This is a genomic window from Ruminiclostridium papyrosolvens DSM 2782 (assembly GCF_029318685.1).
In the GTDB taxonomy this organism is placed as follows: Bacteria; Bacillota; Clostridia; order Acetivibrionales; family DSM-1351; genus Ruminiclostridium; species Ruminiclostridium papyrosolvens.
This window is the reverse complement of sequence record NZ_CP119677.1, coordinates 4,036,408-4,055,146: the sequence shown is the minus strand read 5'-3', so window position 1 is coordinate 4,055,146 and position 18,739 is coordinate 4,036,408. Positions and strand designations below refer to the sequence as shown.

General features: G+C 37.0%; 17 protein-coding genes. 12 read left to right on the top strand and 5 right to left on the bottom strand.

All coding sequences use genetic code 11. The features are described from left to right. Positions 1–62 precede the first annotated feature (62 nt). Entirely contained in the window at positions 63–1,190 is a 1,128-nt protein-coding gene (locus P0092_RS17945; RefSeq protein ID WP_004622267.1) for an acyltransferase family protein, read from the top strand. After that, complete coding sequence (locus P0092_RS17940) at positions 1,168–2,160, top strand: acyltransferase family protein (protein ID WP_004622268.1); 993 nt, start codon at positions 1,168–1,170, stop codon at positions 2,158–2,160. The genes P0092_RS17945 and P0092_RS17940 overlap by 23 nt, the downstream gene beginning before the upstream one ends. A gap of 75 nt (positions 2,161–2,235) precedes the next feature. On the opposite strand, the gene P0092_RS17935 is transcribed toward P0092_RS17940, so the two are convergent. Next, entirely contained in the window at positions 2,236–3,075 is an 840-nt protein-coding gene (locus P0092_RS17935; RefSeq protein WP_242831807.1) for a putative RNA methyltransferase, read from the bottom strand. A gap of 199 nt (positions 3,076–3,274) precedes the next feature. On the opposite strand from P0092_RS17935, the gene P0092_RS17930 reads away from it, so the two are divergent. From P0092_RS17930 to P0092_RS17910, 5 genes are all read left to right on the top strand, one after another. After that, entirely contained in the window at positions 3,275–5,659 is a 2,385-nt protein-coding gene (locus tag P0092_RS17930) for an Ig-like domain-containing protein (protein WP_004622270.1), read from the top strand. Between the two features lie 419 nt (positions 5,660–6,078). Next, entirely contained in the window at positions 6,079–7,059 is a 981-nt protein-coding gene (locus P0092_RS17925; RefSeq protein ID WP_004622271.1) for a glycoside hydrolase family 43 protein, read from the top strand. Positions 7,060–7,208: 149 nt separating this feature from the next. Further along, on the top strand, positions 7,209–8,111 hold the full coding sequence (locus tag P0092_RS17920) for a phosphatidylserine decarboxylase (RefSeq protein WP_004622272.1): 903 nt from the start codon (positions 7,209–7,211) through the stop codon (positions 8,109–8,111). Positions 8,112–8,234: 123 nt separating this feature from the next. Continuing rightward, positions 8,235–9,218, top strand: a complete 984-nt coding sequence (pfkA, locus tag P0092_RS17915) for a 6-phosphofructokinase (RefSeq protein WP_004622273.1) — start codon at positions 8,235–8,237, stop codon at positions 9,216–9,218. Between the two features lie 95 nt (positions 9,219–9,313). Continuing rightward, a complete protein-coding gene (locus tag P0092_RS17910; RefSeq protein WP_004622274.1) occupies positions 9,314–10,450 on the top strand; it encodes a glycerate kinase family protein in 1,137 nt (378 codons plus the stop codon). On the opposite strand, the gene P0092_RS17905 is transcribed toward P0092_RS17910, so the two are convergent. Next, positions 10,437–11,429 carry a zinc dependent phospholipase C family protein gene (locus P0092_RS17905; protein WP_004622275.1) on the bottom strand — a complete coding sequence of 331 codons (993 nt, stop codon included), beginning with the start codon at positions 11,427–11,429 and terminating at the stop codon, positions 10,437–10,439. The two genes, P0092_RS17910 and P0092_RS17905, sit on opposite strands and share 14 nt — an antisense overlap. Before the next feature lie 211 nt (positions 11,430–11,640). Here P0092_RS17905 and P0092_RS17900 point away from each other — a divergent pair, with 211 nt between their 5' ends. The 3 genes from P0092_RS17900 to P0092_RS17890 are packed head-to-tail and all read left to right on the top strand — an operon-like array spanning position 11,641 to position 13,592. Further along, the gene (locus tag P0092_RS17900) at positions 11,641–12,009 is read left to right on the top strand and encodes a GntR family transcriptional regulator (protein ID WP_004622276.1); all 369 of its coding nucleotides are present in this window, start codon (positions 11,641–11,643) and stop codon (positions 12,007–12,009) included. After that, positions 12,006–12,857 carry an ABC transporter ATP-binding protein gene (locus P0092_RS17895; protein WP_004622277.1) on the top strand — a complete coding sequence of 284 codons (852 nt, stop codon included), beginning with the start codon at positions 12,006–12,008 and terminating at the stop codon, positions 12,855–12,857. The genes P0092_RS17900 and P0092_RS17895 overlap by 4 nt, the downstream gene beginning before the upstream one ends. A 15-nt stretch (positions 12,858–12,872) precedes the next feature. Further along, positions 12,873–13,592, top strand: coding sequence for a hypothetical protein (locus tag P0092_RS17890; protein ID WP_004622278.1), 720 nt, complete (start codon positions 12,873–12,875; stop codon positions 13,590–13,592). A gap of 50 nt (positions 13,593–13,642) precedes the next feature. Here P0092_RS17890 and P0092_RS17885 read toward each other — a convergent pair whose 3' ends face one another. From P0092_RS17885 to P0092_RS17875, 3 genes are read right to left on the bottom strand one after another with little or no spacing between them, the layout of a single operon-like run. After that, entirely contained in the window at positions 13,643–15,325 is a 1,683-nt protein-coding gene (locus tag P0092_RS17885) for a DUF6449 domain-containing protein (RefSeq protein ID WP_004615822.1), read from the bottom strand. Then, on the bottom strand, positions 15,300–16,199 hold the full coding sequence (locus P0092_RS17880) for an ABC transporter ATP-binding protein (RefSeq protein ID WP_004615824.1): 900 nt from the start codon (positions 16,197–16,199) through the stop codon (positions 15,300–15,302). Before P0092_RS17880 ends, P0092_RS17885 begins: the two co-directional genes overlap by 26 nt. Beyond that, entirely contained in the window at positions 16,196–16,576 is a 381-nt protein-coding gene (locus P0092_RS17875; protein WP_004615826.1) for a GntR family transcriptional regulator, read from the bottom strand. Before P0092_RS17875 ends, P0092_RS17880 begins: the two co-directional genes overlap by 4 nt. A 152-nt stretch (positions 16,577–16,728) precedes the next feature. Here P0092_RS17875 and pdxA point away from each other — a divergent pair, with 152 nt between their 5' ends. Continuing rightward, positions 16,729–17,745 (top strand): 4-hydroxythreonine-4-phosphate dehydrogenase PdxA, encoded by a 1,017-nt coding sequence (gene pdxA, locus P0092_RS17870; protein WP_004615828.1) that lies wholly within the window; start codon positions 16,729–16,731, stop codon positions 17,743–17,745. 62 nt (positions 17,746–17,807) lie between these two features. Then, complete coding sequence (locus tag P0092_RS17865) at positions 17,808–18,578, top strand: TIGR00266 family protein (protein ID WP_004615830.1); 771 nt, start codon at positions 17,808–17,810, stop codon at positions 18,576–18,578. The last annotated feature ends 161 nt before the right edge of the window (positions 18,579–18,739 follow it).

The window sequence follows — 18,739 nt, the reverse complement described above, 5'->3', positions numbered from 1 at the left end:
TTGTTAGCGGTATAATATGGAAATAAAATGTACTTATCTAAAAAGAAAGTCAGGTGTGAGCTATGATAAGTATTTATGTGGTACTTGCTGTTACTCTCCTTTTTGGAGTAAAAGTTCGGATAAAGGGCTGGGATGACGGCTTTTTAACCTTGGGTAATACAAAGATGTTACAGGGATTCTGTGCGGTTCTGATTATTTTTCATCACATTTCTCAAGTTTTATCTGATTCTAAGGTACTATCTCCTTTTAATGAATATGGGGTTCTATTTGTAGGTATATTCTTTTTCTGTTCCGGTTATGGATTAATAAAAAGCTTCAAAACCAAAGACAACTATATGCAGGGTTTTATAGGAAGAAGATTTCCGTCTGTACTGGTTCCTTTTTATATTACATCACTTATTTATCTGGCAGTAATTTTACCATTCAATCCTATGCCTTCTTTATTGCAAACAATCTTTCTTTTTACGGGTGTACAACTTATTAATCCCCATGCTTGGTATATAGTAGCAATAGTAATTTTCTATATAGCATTTTATTTCATTTTCAAATATATAAAAAATGAAATAATAGCATTTGTGTCTATGGCAATATTCCTTGTTTGTTATATAGTATTCGGCATTATTCTAAGACATGGACAATGGTGGTTGCAGGGAGAATGGTGGTACAATACCTGTTTCCTATTTTATATAGGGATGCTCACAGCAAGATTTGAGAAGGGACTAATATCGTTAGTCAAAAAGTACTATGTTGTAATATTGCCGATAGTTACTGTTGTGTTTGTGGTTATGTATAGGATTTCAAATTATACCATTAAAGAATTTTCATATTATGCACAAACTGAAACTGCTTCCGGATACCCTGAAACCTTGATATGCTTTTTCACTCAGCTTCCCGCAGTGATTCTTTTTGTAGCGGCTGTTTTTATACTTTGCATGAAAATTACATTTAGTAATATAATACTGAGATTTCTTTCAAAGATATCTTTGGAGATATATTTGATACACCATCTATTTATGTTGTTATACAAATCAGATATGTTTATGAATATAACCAATGACTTATTATATGTAACATTGGTAATTATATCTTCAGTTGCGTCGGCGTTCCTGCTGCATTTGATTGATAAGCCTATAATCAGATTAATAACTCCAAAAGGAGGAAAGACCAGTGGAAAAGCTACACTCTGTTGATTGTATGAGAGCAATAGCAGCATTTCTTGTCGTCTGTATACATATCCCGTTTTATGGTATGGGAGGAAGTATTGCAATAGCCTATGGTAAAATTGCTGTTCCATTTTTCCTTGTGGTTTGCGGTTACTTTTGCTATAGAACAGAGAAAGAAGAATTTTCAAGACGATTGAAAAAGCAAATAAAGAAAATAGCAATACTGGCGGTTTTGTCCAATGCTTTGTTTTTAATATTTGATATCATATTGCAGTTTATTTTCAGTAATAATTCTGTATACGATATCAAACAGTATTTTGTTTCTGAAAAATGGTTCGACTTTCTGGTATATAACCAATCTCCTTTTGCAGATCATTTGTGGTATTTAGGCTCACTTTTATATGCCCTTATTATCATTCTGGTATTATGCAAATTTAATTTGGTAAACTATATTATGTTTTTAGCACCCTTGCTATTATTATGCTATATAATTCCTTTAAGGGCAGGGGGGAATATGATTGTATGGCGAAATTGCATTATGGTATCGGTACCATATTTCATGTTTGGATGTATTATCAGAAGGTACCAACCATTAATCAAACGTTTGAATAAGATGGTTCTTCCGATTATAATAACCGTGTTAATAATTACCAATTATATTGAACTTACTATATATAATTCTGTTGCACCTCCTTTTATAAGTGCGGAATTGCTGGTAATAGCCATAGTATTGTTTTTACTCAAACATCCATCCATTGGGAAAAATACAATTCTTGAAAAAATAGGACGTGAGTATTCGCTTTTTATCTATATTTTCCATATGTCAATTGTTATTCTCACGTTTAAATGGTATGAAACAGGCAGTATGCCGGACTTTCTCTTATATTGTGCACCTGTAATGGTATTTTTGGTATCCTTGGGGGCAGCGGTTTTGTATAAGTCAGTTAAAAACTTTATTATTTCTAAAAGCAGCAACGTTATGGCACATAATTCTTAATGCAAGCAAGATAGCTGTGCTTACATTAAGAAAAATTTATACCCATTTAATGAATGAACAAGGAGTGTACCGAAATTAGGCATTTTGGTACACTCTTATATTTATTTCTACTTCCGTACTGAATTCTTGAGTTGTTTTAAGTTTGTTTTCCGTGTCTGTATCAGCGTGACGACTGTATGGAGTCATGTTGAACAGATTGAAAATGTCTTCTTTGTCGTTGATAGTGATTGAGTAGGACACAATTTTATGCTCTAAAAGCTTATAGCCTTCTTCTATGGTACCCTTTTGACCTATTATGTCCGGACTATCGTAGATAAAATTCCGCAGACTATAAAGGTGTCTGGGACCGGGTGCAGCTACTAACAGCTTCCCGGAAGGTTTTAAAATACGCTTGAACTCCCGCTCATCTCTGGGAGCGAAGATACACAATATATAATCAACGGAATTGTCTAGTAGGGGTACATGGTAACTGCTTGCAACTGCAAAATGTATATCCTTGTCACGACCCGCAGCATATTGTATTGCTGATTTAGACACATCTATACCGTACATGTCCAAGGTCTTTGTATTATCAAAAGCAGATAAGCTTTGCTTCAGTCTGTTAACATAATAACCCTCGCCGCAACCTGCATCAAAAATACTCATATTAGGTTCAGCTTTCAACGTTTCAACAACCATACTATTGAGGGTATCGGAAAACTCCTGATAATAACCTTTATCAAGAAATTCTCTGCGGCTTTTAAGCATTTCCTTACTGTCACCGGGTTTTCCTGCCCCGATATGACTTGAAAGCAGAAGATTTACATATCCTTGCTTCGCGATATCAAAACTGTGTCCCTTTGGGCAAAAGTACTGTTTTTGCCCTTTATTTAAAGGTTTTTTGCAATTAGGACACTGAAATAAAGTTTTACTCACCAAAATGAACACCTCCGTACAAGTATACTACGATTTCGTCATCTCTAAAAGAGGTGGCTCTTACCCTTGGTAAAAGCTGCTCTGTGATGGAATTACCATGATTTCAGAAATATGTATGGTTTCTGATTTACAAGCCAATTGATAATAATGTAAAATATAACATGTAATTCCAAACAAAAATTTATAAAGGAGATAACTAATGAAAAGTTACAGCAAATTTAGGGTTTTTCTTACTATGGTTCTGGCATTGCTTATAACAATGTCCTCATTGTACAATCCTTTGATAGCAAATGCAAATGGGAACGAGGTACTAAGGGTAGAAAATCCAAACGATACCATTTCCATTAATGAGGGTGATTCTTATTCACTTCCCCAAACAATACCTGCAACGTTGGCAGACGGAAGCAGAGCTGATGTTGCGGTAACCTGGCAGTCTGTAAAAATAAACACTCATAACGAGGGAATATACCAGCTTGTTGGTAGTGTTGCAGGTTATGCAGAGAAGATTTATTGGAATCTGATAGTCAATCCCGTAGCTTATACAGTTTTGAAACAAGCATACGTTTTACCACAGACACTCCATGTCTTTCTAGCTGACGGCACAGGCTACGAGGTTGCAGTTGCCTGGAATCCCGAAATCGCAAACACTACAAAACCCGGTACTTATAAATATATAGGAACGGTAGAAGGAAGGCCGATGCAAGTTGCTTTGACATTAAATGTAGCCGGAGAAATTGCTTCACTTAAATATTATGCATGGGGGGAAAACGCATTTCAGGGGACGGATTACTCGTTACCTGAAACAGTAGAAGTAAATATTGTAGGAGGAGGTACCGCGAGGGTTCCTGTAATATGGACACCGTCAGTTATAGACCTAAATACTCTGGGAAGATTTAGATTTGTAGGCAGGGTTGAAGGGTATTCAAGAGAGATGACATTAACTGTGGATGTAAATCCTTCTATAGTTTCTTTTGTAGGAATGCCGGTTACTGTCCCACAATACGGTTCAGTGGAGCTGCCTGATACTGTGGCAGCACAATTAAGCGATGGTACATATAGGATGCCATATGGCAATGTAACATGGAACAAAGAGACACTGAATTTAAACAAAGCAGGAGAGTACAAAGTAGAAGGCACTGTAGAGGGCTTCTCACAGAAAGCTTATGTAACCGTAAAGGTAGTTCCTCAATATACCATAGAGGATATAAGAACCACCGTAAAGCAGGGAGAACCTTATACCCTGCCTGCTATGGTCAAGGCAAAAAGATATGACGGTACTGAGGTGGAGTTACCAGTTGAATGGAATACTGCCAGTGTTGATACAACCATAGGTGGTACACAGTTTTTTGAAGGTACAGTTGTAGGCTATGATGGCAAAGTAAAATTAACACTTATTGTTCAGACGGATGATATAATTTATATTGCTGATTCTAGTTTGGAGAATGTTATTAGGGATGCTATCTCAAAACCTACCGGAGATATTCTCAAAAGCGATATGCTTAAAATCGACAGCCTTGATGCAAAGTATTTGGACATAGTCTCTCTCGAAGGGATTCAATACGCAAAGAATTTGAATATGCTTTATTTGACTGACAACCAACTAGAAGACATATCTCAGCTTAGTGAGCTGACAAATCTCAAATACTTATTTTTAAATTATAACAAGATTAAAAGTCTAACTCCTTTGGAGAAACTGTCAAAATTATACATACTAAGTTTAGGGAGTAACCAGATAACAGATTTAAGTCCTTTAAAAAATCTTACAAATTTAAACAATCTTGATGTTGATCGTAATCCGATTAAGGATATAAGCTGTATAAAGGACTTTAAGACAAATCTCAGTTCACTGGTATTGTATTCATGTAAAATTGAAGATATAAGCTCTCTTTCAGTATTAAAAAATCTGTCAACCTTGAGACTGGGGTACAATAATATCAGGGATATAACTTCTCTGAGCAGCCTTGCAAACTTGGAGGATGTTGATTTAAGTGATAATGCCGTAGAAGATTTTGCACCTTTGTCCTGCCTGACAAAACTTACAGAGCTTGACTTGAGCGGTAATTCAATAAAAGACTATTCAAGTTATACCGGGTTCAATGCCAATATTAAAATTGATTTCTGGGGTTTTACCCAGACAAAGGCGGAAGTGGCAGCATTTTTAAACACAGCGGATGCAATCATTGCTTCAGTTACAACTCCAGCCATGACTCCTGTGGAAAAGGAGAAGGCTCTGCACGACTATATTTGTAATAATACAAATTATACTTTGGGGGTATATACAGGTGCATATGGCGTTCTCATAGACAAGAAGGGTGCATGCGATGCCATTGCTGATACAATGAATATCCTTCTCAACAGGGCAGGAATAGAGTGTATCAAGGTTGCCCACGGATGGGCAGGCGGAGCCCATGCATGGAATATAGTAAAATTAGAGGGCAAATATTATCATCTTGATTGTACATGGGATACTATATATACCAAACAGAATGCTGCTCTTTCCTATAAATACTTTAATGTAAATGACGCCTTCCTTAAGAGTGAGGGAAGGACATGGGATACTACTAAATATCCAAAATGTGAATAATAGAATTCAAAAATATTGAGATAATCATTTACAGTGGCCACCCTTCCGGGTGGCCCTGCTTATTTGCTTCTCGTATAGGTTGGAGAATACCTCGGAGACTGCTTTTTTAAATGACTTGATATACTAGAAATAAATTCCAATTGATTACAATTAATGGTATACTATGAATTTATATACAATGTATTAATAACGATTTCGTAGAGTGGGGGCAATGTATGAAAATTTGTCAGGGAGGCTGTCTGTCGTATAAATTCTGAATTTGACTGTTCAGCAGGCTTTAATTATCATTCAATTACGCCTTTGTGATTATTAAAAGACTATTAAAAAGTATTTTAGTGATTGATTGTTAATAAAATATTGATATAATGGTAACAGTTAACTCTATTATAACTATTATGTTAATTTAAGGAGAAAGTCGTATGGAGAAAATCGTAAAACAAAAAGAACCTTTAGTGGAACACATTTATACAGCAGACCCTTCTGCACATGTATTTGAAGGCAAAATTTATATATATCCTTCTCACGACCTTGACGAGGATATAGTTTCAAATGATAACGGAGACCAGTATATGATGGAAGACTATCACATATTGTCTTTGGAGGATTTAAATTCGCCTTGTGTTGATAATGGTGAAGCTCTGCACATGAAAGATGTTCCATGGGTATCTAAGCAAATGTGGGCACCGGACGCTGCTTTCAAAAATAACACCTACTATTTGTATTTCCCTGCAAGGGATAAGGATGGTATATTCAGAATCGGAGTAGCTTCAAGTTCATCACCGGCTGGGCCGTTTACAGCTCAAAAAGAGCCTATTCCCGGCAGCTTCAGCATAGACCCTGCTGTTTTAGTGGATGATGACAACAGAGCTTACATTTATTTCGGTGGTCTTTGGGGCGGTCAACTTGAAAAGTGGCAGACAGGCAGCTTTAGTCCTGACGCTGAAGGTCCTGATGTATCAGCACCGGCTATAGGTCCAAGAGTAGCTGAATTGAGTGATGATATGCTTACATTCAAAGAAGCGCCGGAAGAGATATCAATTGTTGATGAAGAGGGTAATCCTATTCTTGCCGGGGACGAAGACAGAAGATATTTTGAAGGCCCGTGGATGCATAAATATAATGGGAATTATTACCTTTCATACTCAACAGGTACAACTCATACCATTGTATATGCAGTTGGTAATAATCCAAAAGGACCTTTTGTATTCAAAGGAAAAATACTCACACCGGTTGTAGGATGGACTACTCACCACTCAATAGTACAGTATCAGGATAAGTGGTATCTGTTCTACCATGACAGCTCATTATCAGGTGGCCGTGACAATAAGAGATGCGTGAAATTTACTGAATTAAAATATAACGAGGATGGAACTATTCAAACAATAGACCCATACAAGTAAACCGTCATACAAAACATAAAATGACTAAAAAAACTCCTTCTTGGCATAAAATAATAATATGTCGGGAGGAGTTTTTTAAATTGCATTAATTTTCTCAATAATATAAAATTCTCATTAAGGGAAAAATTATTTATAGAAAAGAGAATACAATGATTAAGATTTATAATAGAAAGAACAAACAATATGATATTGAGCAGGTAGCAGGAGGCAATCTCCTTGATACCCTGTACACAACAAGAAGAGGAAAGCTGGGCTTGGAACTCCTTGTAAAACGTAAGGTATATTCTGCTTTGACGGGATTTTTCTGTGACAGGAAAATAAGCCGCAGGACTATAAAGGGTTTTGCAGATAAATTTTCAATAGATATTAATGAATGTCAGGACAAGCCGGAAGATTTCAAAAGCTTCAATGATTTCTTTGCCAGAAAACTGAAATCTTCTGCCAGAAATTTTGACAAAGCTCAAGAAAAACTCCTGTCTCCGGGGGATGGACGACTTCAGGCATGGGAGAATATAGATAAGGAAAAACTTCTTCAGATAAAAGGAATGACCTACAGTTTAAGTGACCTCCTTCAGGACGAAAAACTGGCTCAGGATTACAATGGGGGTACTTATATGATATTAAGGCTTTGTCCCGTAGACTATCACAGATTCCATTTCTTTGACAGCGGTAAGTGTATGGAAACACACAAAATAAAGGGCGAATACTACTCTGTAAATCCTGTTGCATTAAAGAAAATACCTGAGCTTTTTTGCAGAAACAAAAGGGAATACAGCATATTTAAAACAGACAATTTTGGGGATGTTCTATACATAGAAGTGGGAGCAACCTCAGTAGGCTCAATAATTCAGACTTATACTCCCGGGGAACGTGTTTCAAGAGGCGATGAAAAAGGATTTTTTAAATTCGGTGGTTCTACTGTTCTTCTGATTTTTAAAAAGGACATGGTTAAAATTGATGAAGATATAATACAACAGACTGAAGAAGGCTTTGAAACAAGAGTTCTGGCTGGAGAAGCTATTGGAAATTGTATGTATAAAAAAACAAAGTAACTGATTTATATTGTTTCTGATGTTGTATTGGTTTATAATGAACTCAATTGGGTTCAGTTTTGTATAAAAATTTGATGTATATATACGACATTCAGATTTTACTGTTTATGGGGAGGTTTTGAAATGAGCGACATTAAAACAATAGGAGTACTTACCAGCGGCGGGGATGCACCGGGAATGAATGCTGCCATACGTGCTGTTGTAAGAACAGGTATATATCACGGCTTCAAGATGCTGGGTATCAGGAAAGGTTACAATGGTTTAGTTACCGGAGATATATTTGATATGAGCGCCAGAGATGTATCGGATATTATTCATAGAGGGGGAACTATACTTCAGACAGCCAGATGTAAGGCATTTACAACTGACGAAGGCATGCAGAAGGCCATGTCAATTTCAAAGGCTTTTGGTATGGATGCACTTGTTGTTATCGGAGGAGACGGTTCATACAGAGGAGCCAGAGATTTCAGTAAATTTGGTATGAAGGTTATGGGTTTGCCGGGAACAATTGATAATGACATAGCAAGTTCAGAATATACAATAGGCTACGATACAGCAATGAATACTGTTCAGGACGCACTTGACAAAATCAGAGATACGGCATATTCACATGAACGATGCAGCGTACTTGAAGTAATGGGACGCCGTGCAGGACATATTGCTTTGAATGTAGGAATTGCAGGCGGTGCGGAAGTAATTCTTCTTCCTGAAAGAGAATTCGATTTTGATAAAGATATCATAAGAAAAATAATTCAGGGAAGAAATAGCGGAAAGAAAAACTATATTATCATATTGGCTGAAGGTGTTGCTGAGAAAATAGGTGGAGCACTGGAGCTTGCCAAGAAGATAGAAGACCTTACAGGAATAGAAACAAGAGGAACAGTCTTGGGATATATCCAAAGAGGCGGAAGCCCGACTATTCAGGACAGAGTTATGGCAAGTGTTATGGGAGCAAAGGCTGTGACATTGCTTAAAGATGGTGTATTTAACAGAATTATATCTGTAAAGGATTCTAAGGTTGTTGATATTGATATAGATGAAGCATTGGCTATGAAAAAGGATATTGACAATGAGCTTCTTGAACTAAGTAATATACTTTCAATATAATAAATATTAATAACTTATATGTATAAAAAGAACACAGATTTCGTATGGAATATGTGTTCTTTTTATACATATAAGCGTGAAAAGAGGAATGTCAAATGAAGAAGTTTGTGATTGCTCCTGACTCTTTTAAAGGAAGTATGAGTTCTGTTGAGGTTTGTGGCATAGTAAAATCAAAAATTATAGAATTTTATCCTGACAGTGAAATAATTGAAATACCCGTGGCTGATGGAGGGGAAGGTACATCTGATTGCTTCATACAGCTTCTTGGAGCGCAAAAGGTTACTCTTATGGCTACAGGACCTTATAATGAAAAACTGCAAGGCTATTACGCCAGAAAAGGCAATACAGCCATACTGGAGACAGCCATGTTTGCAGGCCTTCCATTGGCAGAACAAAGGCTAAATCCTTCTGTCACCACTACCTTTGGAGTTGGTACAATGATACGTCATGCTGTAGAAAACGGCTGCCGTGAGATAATAATAGGCCTTGGGGGAAGTTGTACAAACGATGGTGGTACCGGAATGGCGTGTGCTTTGGGTGTATGCTTTAAGAACAAGGCAGGGGATGAGTTTATTCCCACAGGTAGTACCTTGGCAGAAATAGCGCATATTGACACTGCTTCTGCTGAAAGGCTCCTTAAAGATTGTAAAATAACTGCTATGTGCGATATTGACAATCCCATGTACGGTAAAAACGGTGCTGCGTATGTTTATGCACCACAAAAAGGTGCCGACCGGGATATGGTTTTACTCCTCGACAAAAATCTTATGGATTTATCCGAGACAATAAAAAGTCAGCTGGGAGTTGATGTATCAAAAATTCCGGGAAGTGGTGCAGCAGGTGCAATGGGTGCAGGAATACTGGCTTTCCTTAAAGGAAGTCTCAAACCCGGAATCGAAACAGTCCTTGATTTAGCAGGCTTTGAAAACATAATAAAAGATGCCGATGTTATTTTTACAGGGGAAGGAAGAATTGACCGCCAAAGTCTCAGAGGAAAGGTTGTTATAGGCGTTGCTGCCCGTGCTAAAAGTAAGAATATTCCTGTTGTTGCCCTAGTAGGAGATGTGGGGGATGGAGCTGAAGCAGCCTATGAAATGGGAGTGTCGGCTATTGTAAGTATTAACAGAGTAGCTATGCCATTTGAAAAGGCAAAAGCCAGAAGCAAGAAAGATCTGGCTGATACCGTTGACATGGTAATGAGGTTGCTTAAACACCATGTTAATCAAAAATAATATCGTGGTATTTGAATTTAACTGACAAATCACAATTGATTCCTGAAGTGTAGGAATTGTTCCCAAATAGTTTCAAGGCATTAGAAACATTGGATGTGTTCTCTGTTATAGTTGAATATAGTACCTGACAAAAGCGTTGCGTTTTGTCGCAGGCTTCTTTAAACATTTCTATAAATGAAAGATTACTTTTGCGGTTTTTATCATATGGCATTGCCCATTCTTTTTTTGCAAGATTCAAGTAATCCAAGCCGTCCTTTAGCTGTAAAGGGAAAATGAGGCTGGAGAAAAGAGGGAATCCATACAAAAGTTGGTCTACACCTGCTACAAATTTCTTCTTTATACCATGTGGGTCCCTAAGGAGTTTTTCTACTATATTCATATCCTTTATGGCTCTTGATATAAGCTTACCGGGGATTTTAAAATTAAAAACCGAGGCTATAACGCTTTCGTACATATCCCCGATTATGTCACGTTCCCTGACAGGTATACCTATCAGTTTGTTAATTCGTATCTCATGAACTTTTTTCTTTAAAAGGCGATTGCACATCAATACGTCAATGGAAGTCTCAAAACGCCTGTGATAGTAGTGATACAGGTTTGTGCGCTGATCATCGTCAGTCTTAAAGCCTGATTTGTAGAATATATAAGGGTGAGTAATACTGTCCAGACAGTTATGGCATAAAAAGCCCATAAAATAAACTGTAAGAATGTCTTTTACAGTCCCCTCCTGCTTTAAAATGTAGTCAATAATATTACTGAATACAATATTCACTTTTGATATATGAAATTTCTCTCCTATAGTGCCATATTTAGTTTTAGGAGACCAAGGCCAGATACCATAGTAAAAAAGTATATCCGGGCCCTGAACACCTAGATTAAAGACGTTCTTATATTGTTCAATGAGTTTTTTGCACTCTTTATTTTCAATCATTTTAACAGCTTCCAAGCCGCAAAGATAATGAGTAACCAGATTAGGCATGTTACCTCCGTATACCCCTAAACAGGGATTCATATGTAAAATTATGTACATTATTCATTTTAGATATGTAAATTATACGATTTAACTTTTCAAAAGTATATAAAAATTTAAATTTACATATTGACTTTTATAACCTTTAGTTATATAGTTAGTTATAGAAGTAATTAACCAATCAACCAGTTAACAAATTAACTAAATAGGTGGTGAAGGCATGAAGCTAGATTTTAATAATGACAAACCTATATATCTTCAACTTTCTGAGGAATTGGAGGATGCCATTATAGCGGGGGCGTACCAAGAGGAGACGCAAATTCCATCCACAACAGAGATATCGGTAAACTACAAGATAAACCCGGCCACTGCGCTGAAGGGAATAAATATTTTAGTTGATAACGGAATTGTTTATAAGAAGAGGGGGCTTGGCATGTTTGTTGCAAACGGAGCAAAAGAAAAAATACTTGAACAACGGAAGGTAGACTTTTTTGAAAGCTATATAAAATCTCTTGTGACAGAGGCAAAGAAGCTTTCAATTTCAAAAGAGGATATATTAAAAATGTTGGAAAGAGGGTTTGAAATATGAGTCAAATGGAAATCAAGAATATAACTAAAAAATTTGCAGACGTGACAGCCCTGGACAATGTAACCCTGAAGCTTGAAGAGAACAAGATTTACGGACTGCTGGGCCGTAACGGAGCAGGAAAGACAACCTTGCTGAACCTTATTACAAACAGGATTTTTCCTACAGATGGTGAGATTCTTGTAGACGGTGAGAGTGTTATAGAAAATGATAGTGCTTTATCAAAGCTTTATTTTATGACTGAAAATAATTACTATCCTGAGCATATGACTGTAAAAAAGGCATTTACATGGACTAAAGGATTTTACACTGATTTTGACATTGAATACGCTAGCGAATTGTGTGAGAAGTTTTCGCTGAAATTAAGTCAAAAGATAAAAACTCTGTCTACAGGTTATACATCTATATTCAAAATGATTTTAGCGTTGTCCTGCAATGTGCCTTTTGTCCTTTTAGATGAGCCTGTTCTGGGACTGGATGCAAATCACCGTGACCTCTTTTATAAGGAATTGCTTAAAAATTACAGTGAAAAACCAAAAACTATTATCATTTCAACACATTTGATTGAAGAAGCGGCAGAGATAATTGAAGACGTTATAATAATAAAATCAGGCAAACTGATTTTGAAGGAGTCTGTGGAAAGCGTTCTGTCACAGGGCTATGCCATAACCGGAAGTATATCTGCGGTTGACAGTTTTACTGCAGGCAAAAATGTACTTGGAGCCGATACCATAGGTGGACTTAAAAGTGCATATATACTTGGGCATTTGGATAAGTCAGGTATTCCCGAAGGATTGGAAGTTACAAAACCTGATTTACAGAAACTATTCATTCACATGACTAATAGATAATGGAGGGGATTATTGATGAGATTAAAAACAGCTTCTAAATATATTTTTTCGGAGATGAAGAATACTGTCTTGATTTTTTATTTAATTATAGTAACGCTGATAATATTTTTTGCTTGTGTCACATCTGAGAATGACAGCTCATTTAACGGAATTGAAATGACGTCGGCAATATTTTTGTTTATTGTAGGCTTAAACTCTTTTAGAAAAAATTATTTATTTTTAATGTCCAATGGTGTACCAAGAAAAACTCAGTTTAAAAGCTTTTTCTTGGCTGTAATTCCTGTAACAGCAGGCATGACAGTTATTAATATGGCTTTTACAGCTGTATTTAACAAAATAATAAATTATAATACTTTGTATGGAATGATTTATCAGGATAAAACCCAAAGCAGCGGAGATATAGTGATTTCTTTTTTATGGAACGTAACACTGTATACGTGTGCAATAACTCTTGGGTATTTTATAACACTTGCTTATTACAGAATGAACAAAATACAGAAGATATGTGTATCAATTGGAGTTCCGGTCTTTTTTGCAATGGTACTTCCGTATATACTTCAAAACTTTTGTTCAGCAGCTACTGTTAAATGGCTATACAACGGGTTAAGAGCAATGTTTGGAGTAAATACAAACTACGGGCCTATAAGTGCAGCCGGTATATTCCTTGTTACTACGCTTTTACTTTCGGGATTATCATATTTGTTGATAAGAAAAGCCCCGGTAAAAGAAGGTTAATAAAATGAAAAAAGGGCAGTAATGGTAATATCGCCATTACTGCCCTTTTTTTATTGATAGTTGTTACTGTTAAACCAGTTCAATGTGTTAGTATAGTTTGAATTTACACCATATGAAACAATCCTGTCGTTATTGTCATTAATATCTATCCAGAGCTTATCCTCAGCAGAGGTTGCAAGCTGTTCATAGTTGAAACCGTTAATATCCTTACGCATTTCTGTTATAAAGTTTTTAAGCTTTTCTTTATCAGAAATGACGGTAGGTTGTTTTTTATTTGAATAATCGTGTACCTGTATATACTTAATATCATCTGCTTCCTGATGAAGAATCGGGAATCTGCCGTATTTGTATTCATTGCTTTCATATATTGGCCCCAGTGCAGAAGCATACAGGTTGGTATCAATTGAATAATATCTTACAATCTTTTTGCCGTTTTTTAATGTATAGGCAATGTAAGTTGAGAAGCCATTCTTACTCCTGTTATCCAGAGCCATTTTATGAAGCTCTATTATGTTCTTTATATTTGAAGTTTCTTTATAAACGGTAGTATTGTCATTTGACATGTTTGTATATTTTTCACTGTCTTGGTTTTCCCACCAGTAGAGGTTATATCCCATGTAAACATTTGCAACCTCATCAGCAGCGGGAACTTTATTTATATATCCGAAAATATCAAACTTGACACCCAGAAGCATGATTATTAATACAAGTGCATACCCCACATAACCCTTGTATGTGTTAAGTACTTTAAAGGTTTTGTTTGTTAACATTTGAACAACGACATAGCCTATTAATGCGCATAGGAAATATCCAAATACCGCAAAGGAGACGGAGGATCTGCTAATGCCTAAGAAATAGGCGCCTCCCACTAGTGTTGAACATACTGTAACACCGTATATAAACACGGGTCGTATAGGTTTAAAGGTTATAATATCACCGGCGGTTTCAGGCCGTCTGAGTTTAAATGCAACAAGGCCTCCCACCAGAAGCAGCAGTGATAAAACTATATAACTTATAATAATTCGAGGTGTATGCTGTATGGTGTTGCTAAGGAGCATAGTCATAGGTAATTTACGGTAAAGACCCGTATATGAAAAAGTTGAAAAGCCGTATAGCAATGAAGATAAATTAATTTTTATAGTTTCAAAAAAGAACAATGGAAGCAGATTTAGTATATAAACAAATACTATCTGAGCAATGGCACTTCCTGTAAACATGCCAACAAAAATTGTCATGGACATAAACAAAATTCCATATAAAACCGATAGTCCAAACCATTTAAAAATAAGTCCCATTGTATAAAAATCAGATAAAAAGCTAAAGGAATTCAGCAAGCCCATAACGAAAACATTTACTAATAAAGGCAAAACATACAGTATCACTGCTGAAACTAAGCTGTTAAAATACAGTTCCGCTCTGGTAACCGGAAGACTGTGATACAAAGAAGCCTGACGGCCCTTATGAATATATCTGTAGGCTAAAACTGCAATAATAACAGGAATAACAACAGGATATATTGCGCTTATCCCTCTGGTGTAGCTTAGCTCATTAGCTATAAACTCTTTAATATACTGAGTATTGGATTTGTCAATATTTATATTAAATTTTTGCATGTAATGTGCCATAGGCATAGTCAGAATAAGGAATAATGAAAAAATTACACTGACCCACCAATAGCGTTTTAAATCGCTCAAAATTAAGCCTTGCTTAAATAAGGATGTTTTCGATTTCATAACCTTTACCCCCTAATTCATAAATGAAAATTTCCTCAAGGGAAAGCGGCAGAATGTCCATGACAACAGGGTTCGTGGACTTGACGTTGGATATTATTGTATCCTTGTTGCCCCTAACTATCAATTGCAGCACGCTTCCGTTCTGGGTACGATGCAATACCTCTCCATCCTTGAATAAACTGTCAGGTGTATTACCTGAATATGCAAGCTGGAGCTTGTGAATATCTGATTTCATATTATCAAGCTCACGCTCAACCATCATTTTACCCTGATATAGTATACCAACGTGATCACATATATCTTCAAGCTCACGCAGGTTATGGGAAGAAACAAGAACCGTTGTTCCGTATTCTGCAACATCTTGAAGTATCAGATTCCATACCTTTTTTCTCATAACCGGGTCAAGCCCGTCAACGGGTTCGTCCAGTATCATTACTTTTGGCTTTGCCGAAATCCCAAGCCAGAAAGCAACTTGTTTCTGCATACCTTTTGAAAGCTTAACGACCCTACGCTTAATATCAATTGGAAATACTTGCTTCAGAGTATTAAACCTTTCCCAGCTCCATCCGGGATACATGCTGGCGTAGAAAGAAGCCATTTCCTTTATGCTGTACTGAGAAAAGAAAAAAAGGTCGTCGGATATATAAATTATTTTAGATTTTGTTTCGGGATTATCAAAAACGGTTTTACCATCTATGGCTATGGAGCCTGACTCGTTTTTATAAATACCGGTTAAATGCTTTATCAATGTAGTTTTTCCTGAGCCGTTAGGTCCCAAAAGCCCATAGACTGAACCTTCTTTTATGTGAATATCAAGGGAATCAAGCGCCTTAAAGTCCCCATAGGATTTGCTCAAAGATTTAACATGAATCATTGGGATGCCTCCTTTTTACTATATGTGTTATAAATTATGTCAATTACTGCTTGTTGCGGTGTGTGAAGAAAAATCAGTTCTTCCACCGTTTTCTGAATAATGAGCAAAAGCTCTTTTCGTCTGGGGTCTACCGAGCTTTTATCTAATGGGGCTATAAAATTACCCTTGCCTTTAACCGAATAAATTATTCCCTCGGCTTCAAGGTCTTTATATGCCTTTTGAATGGTATTGGGATTTATGGTAAGAGTTTGAGCAAGCTCTCTTACCGACGGAATTTTGTCGTCAGTTTCAACTGCCCCGGTTATAACCAGCTCCTTGATTTTATCTTTTATTTGTTCATAAATAGGTCTGGGGTCTTTAAAATCCAATTGTATCATAAGCACCTCCTCGTAACTGTATTAACAATAATAGTACACTTAGTACAGTATTATATTATTACCAGTTGATTAAAATGTCAACATTTTTAAAATATACATATTCCTCTGATATAAACAGATATACTATAATAGTATTAACAGGAGGGGATAAAATGATTAAACCCGTAATAGGTATTCCAATGGGAGATCCTGCCGGAATAGGTCCCGAGATAATAGTAAAAGCACTTGCTAATGATGAGATATACAAAGTATGCAAGCCTTTGGTAATTGGTGATGCCGGTGTTATTGAAAAGGCAGCTCGGATATGCGGAATACAAACCGGTGTTAAAACAGTATCAGGTGTTGACGTGATAGATTCAGACAATAGGACTATAAATGTAGTGGATTTAAATATAATAAATCCTGATTCTCTGGAGTACGGCAAGGTACAGGAGGAAAATGGCAGAGCTTCCTTTGAATATATAAAAAAGAGTGTGGAGCTTGCTATGGAAGGAAAACTTTCTGCAATAGCAACTACCCCTATAAACAAACCTTCACTAAAAGCGGCAGGAATTGAGTTTATCGGTCATACGGAAATACTCGCCGGGCTGACGGACACGAAAGATCCTCTTACTATGTTTGAGGTCAGAGGAATGAGGGTATTTTTCCTTACCCGACACGTATCTCTGAGGAAGGCTTGTGATATGGTAACTAAGGAAAGATTGCTGGACTACGTGGAAAGATGCACCCAAGCCTTGCAAAGCCTTGGGATAACAGGGGGGACAATGGCAGTTGCCGGATTAAATCCCCACAGCGGTGACAATGGTCTTTTCGGACTGGAAGAATGCGAAAATATCATTCCGGCAATTCAGGAAGCGAAAATGAGAGGGTTTAATGTGGAAGGCCCTGTAGGTCCTGACTCTGTGTTTCATCTTGCATTAACCGGCAGATACAATTCTGTATTGTCCCTATATCATGATCAGGGACACATAGCTACAAAAACATTGGATTTTGAAAGGACAATAGCTATTACCTTAGGTCTTCCGTTCCTGAGGACATCAGTTGACCATGGAACTGCCTATGATATAGCCGGGAAGGGAATAGCCGGTGAGATAAGCATGACGGAGGCAATACTTCTGGCAGCAAAATATTCACATCCGTACTCACAGTGGGTAAAAAGAACAGACTAATATTTATTAAAAACGTATTATAGTGTATCTAAACAAATTAATATAAATTTGGGAGGTTTAATATGGCAGACGTTATTGATTATAAAATCTATGGGGACGATATGCAGATAGTGGAGATAGAATTGGACCCATCAGAAGGCGTTAGAGCTGAAGCCGGTGCTATGATGTATATGGAAGACGGCATTATGATGCAGACATCCACAGATGGCGGAGCTTTCAAGGGATTCAAGAGAATGCTTACGGGAGAAAGCTTCTTTATCACTACTTTTTATAATGCGGGTACATCAAAGCAGCACGTTGCATTTTCAGCACCTTATCCGGGAAAGATAGTACCGTTGGATTTAACAAAGCTTGGAGGGAATTTCCTTTGCCAAAAAGATTCCTTCTTGTGTGCTGCAAGCGGAGTTGATATTGAGGTAGCCTTTACCAGAAAGCTTGGTGCAGGCTTCTTTGGAGGAGAGGGCTTTATTCTTCAAAGGCTGGTTGGTGATGGTATGGCTTTTGTACATTCAGGAGGAACAATTATTCAAAAGAACCTGCTTCCCGGCGAAACTTTGAGAGTTGACACAGGATGTCTGGTGGCTTTTTCGCCAAGTGTAGACTATGATATCCAGTCAGTTGGAGGCTTCAAAAATGCCTTGTTTGGCGGAGAGGGTCTTTTCCTTGCAAAGATGACAGGCCCGGGGATTGTATTCCTGCAAAGCTTGCCTCTTGCAAGATTGTCAGACAGGCTTTCATCCTCAGGAGCACGCCATCGTGAGCAGCAGTCAGGTATTGCAGGTATTGGAGGCGGAATTTTGGGAGGCCTCTTTGGTGGAGATAATAAGTACTAAGCCTTAAACAAAAAATAAAGGCATTTCAGGGATTCACCTTTATGAACCCTTGAGGTGCCTTTTATAGCTTTGTATAAAATATTTTAATAAAATATAAAAAAAGTGAACAAATAATTTGAACAAATGCAATTTATATGTTTTATTTGTCTCGATACAAATAA

Coding starts and splice junctions, on each gene's coding strand:
- P0092_RS17945 (WP_004622267.1), top strand. CDS start 63: ATGATAAGTATTTATGTGGTACTTGCTGTTACTCTCCTTTTTGGAGTA.
- P0092_RS17930 (WP_004622270.1), top strand. CDS start 3,275: ATGAAAAGTTACAGCAAATTTAGGGTTTTTCTTACTATGGTTCTGGCA.
- P0092_RS17925 (WP_004622271.1), top strand. CDS start 6,079: ATGGAGAAAATCGTAAAACAAAAAGAACCTTTAGTGGAACACATTTAT.
- P0092_RS17920 (WP_004622272.1), top strand. CDS start 7,209: ATGATTAAGATTTATAATAGAAAGAACAAACAATATGATATTGAGCAG.
- pfkA (WP_004622273.1), top strand. CDS start 8,235: ATGAGCGACATTAAAACAATAGGAGTACTTACCAGCGGCGGGGATGCA.
- P0092_RS17910 (WP_004622274.1), top strand. CDS start 9,314: ATGAAGAAGTTTGTGATTGCTCCTGACTCTTTTAAAGGAAGTATGAGT.
- P0092_RS17905 (WP_004622275.1), bottom strand. CDS start 11,429: ATGCCTAATCTGGTTACTCATTATCTTTGCGGCTTGGAAGCTGTTAAA.
- P0092_RS17900 (WP_004622276.1), top strand. CDS start 11,641: ATGAAGCTAGATTTTAATAATGACAAACCTATATATCTTCAACTTTCT.
- P0092_RS17895 (WP_004622277.1), top strand. CDS start 12,006: ATGAGTCAAATGGAAATCAAGAATATAACTAAAAAATTTGCAGACGTG.
- P0092_RS17890 (WP_004622278.1), top strand. CDS start 12,873: ATGAGATTAAAAACAGCTTCTAAATATATTTTTTCGGAGATGAAGAAT.
- P0092_RS17885 (WP_004615822.1), bottom strand. CDS start 15,325: ATGAAATCGAAAACATCCTTATTTAAGCAAGGCTTAATTTTGAGCGAT.
- P0092_RS17880 (WP_004615824.1), bottom strand. CDS start 16,199: ATGATTCATGTTAAATCTTTGAGCAAATCCTATGGGGACTTTAAGGCG.
- P0092_RS17875 (WP_004615826.1), bottom strand. CDS start 16,576: ATGATACAATTGGATTTTAAAGACCCCAGACCTATTTATGAACAAATA.
- pdxA (WP_004615828.1), top strand. CDS start 16,729: ATGATTAAACCCGTAATAGGTATTCCAATGGGAGATCCTGCCGGAATA.
- P0092_RS17865 (WP_004615830.1), top strand. CDS start 17,808: ATGGCAGACGTTATTGATTATAAAATCTATGGGGACGATATGCAGATA.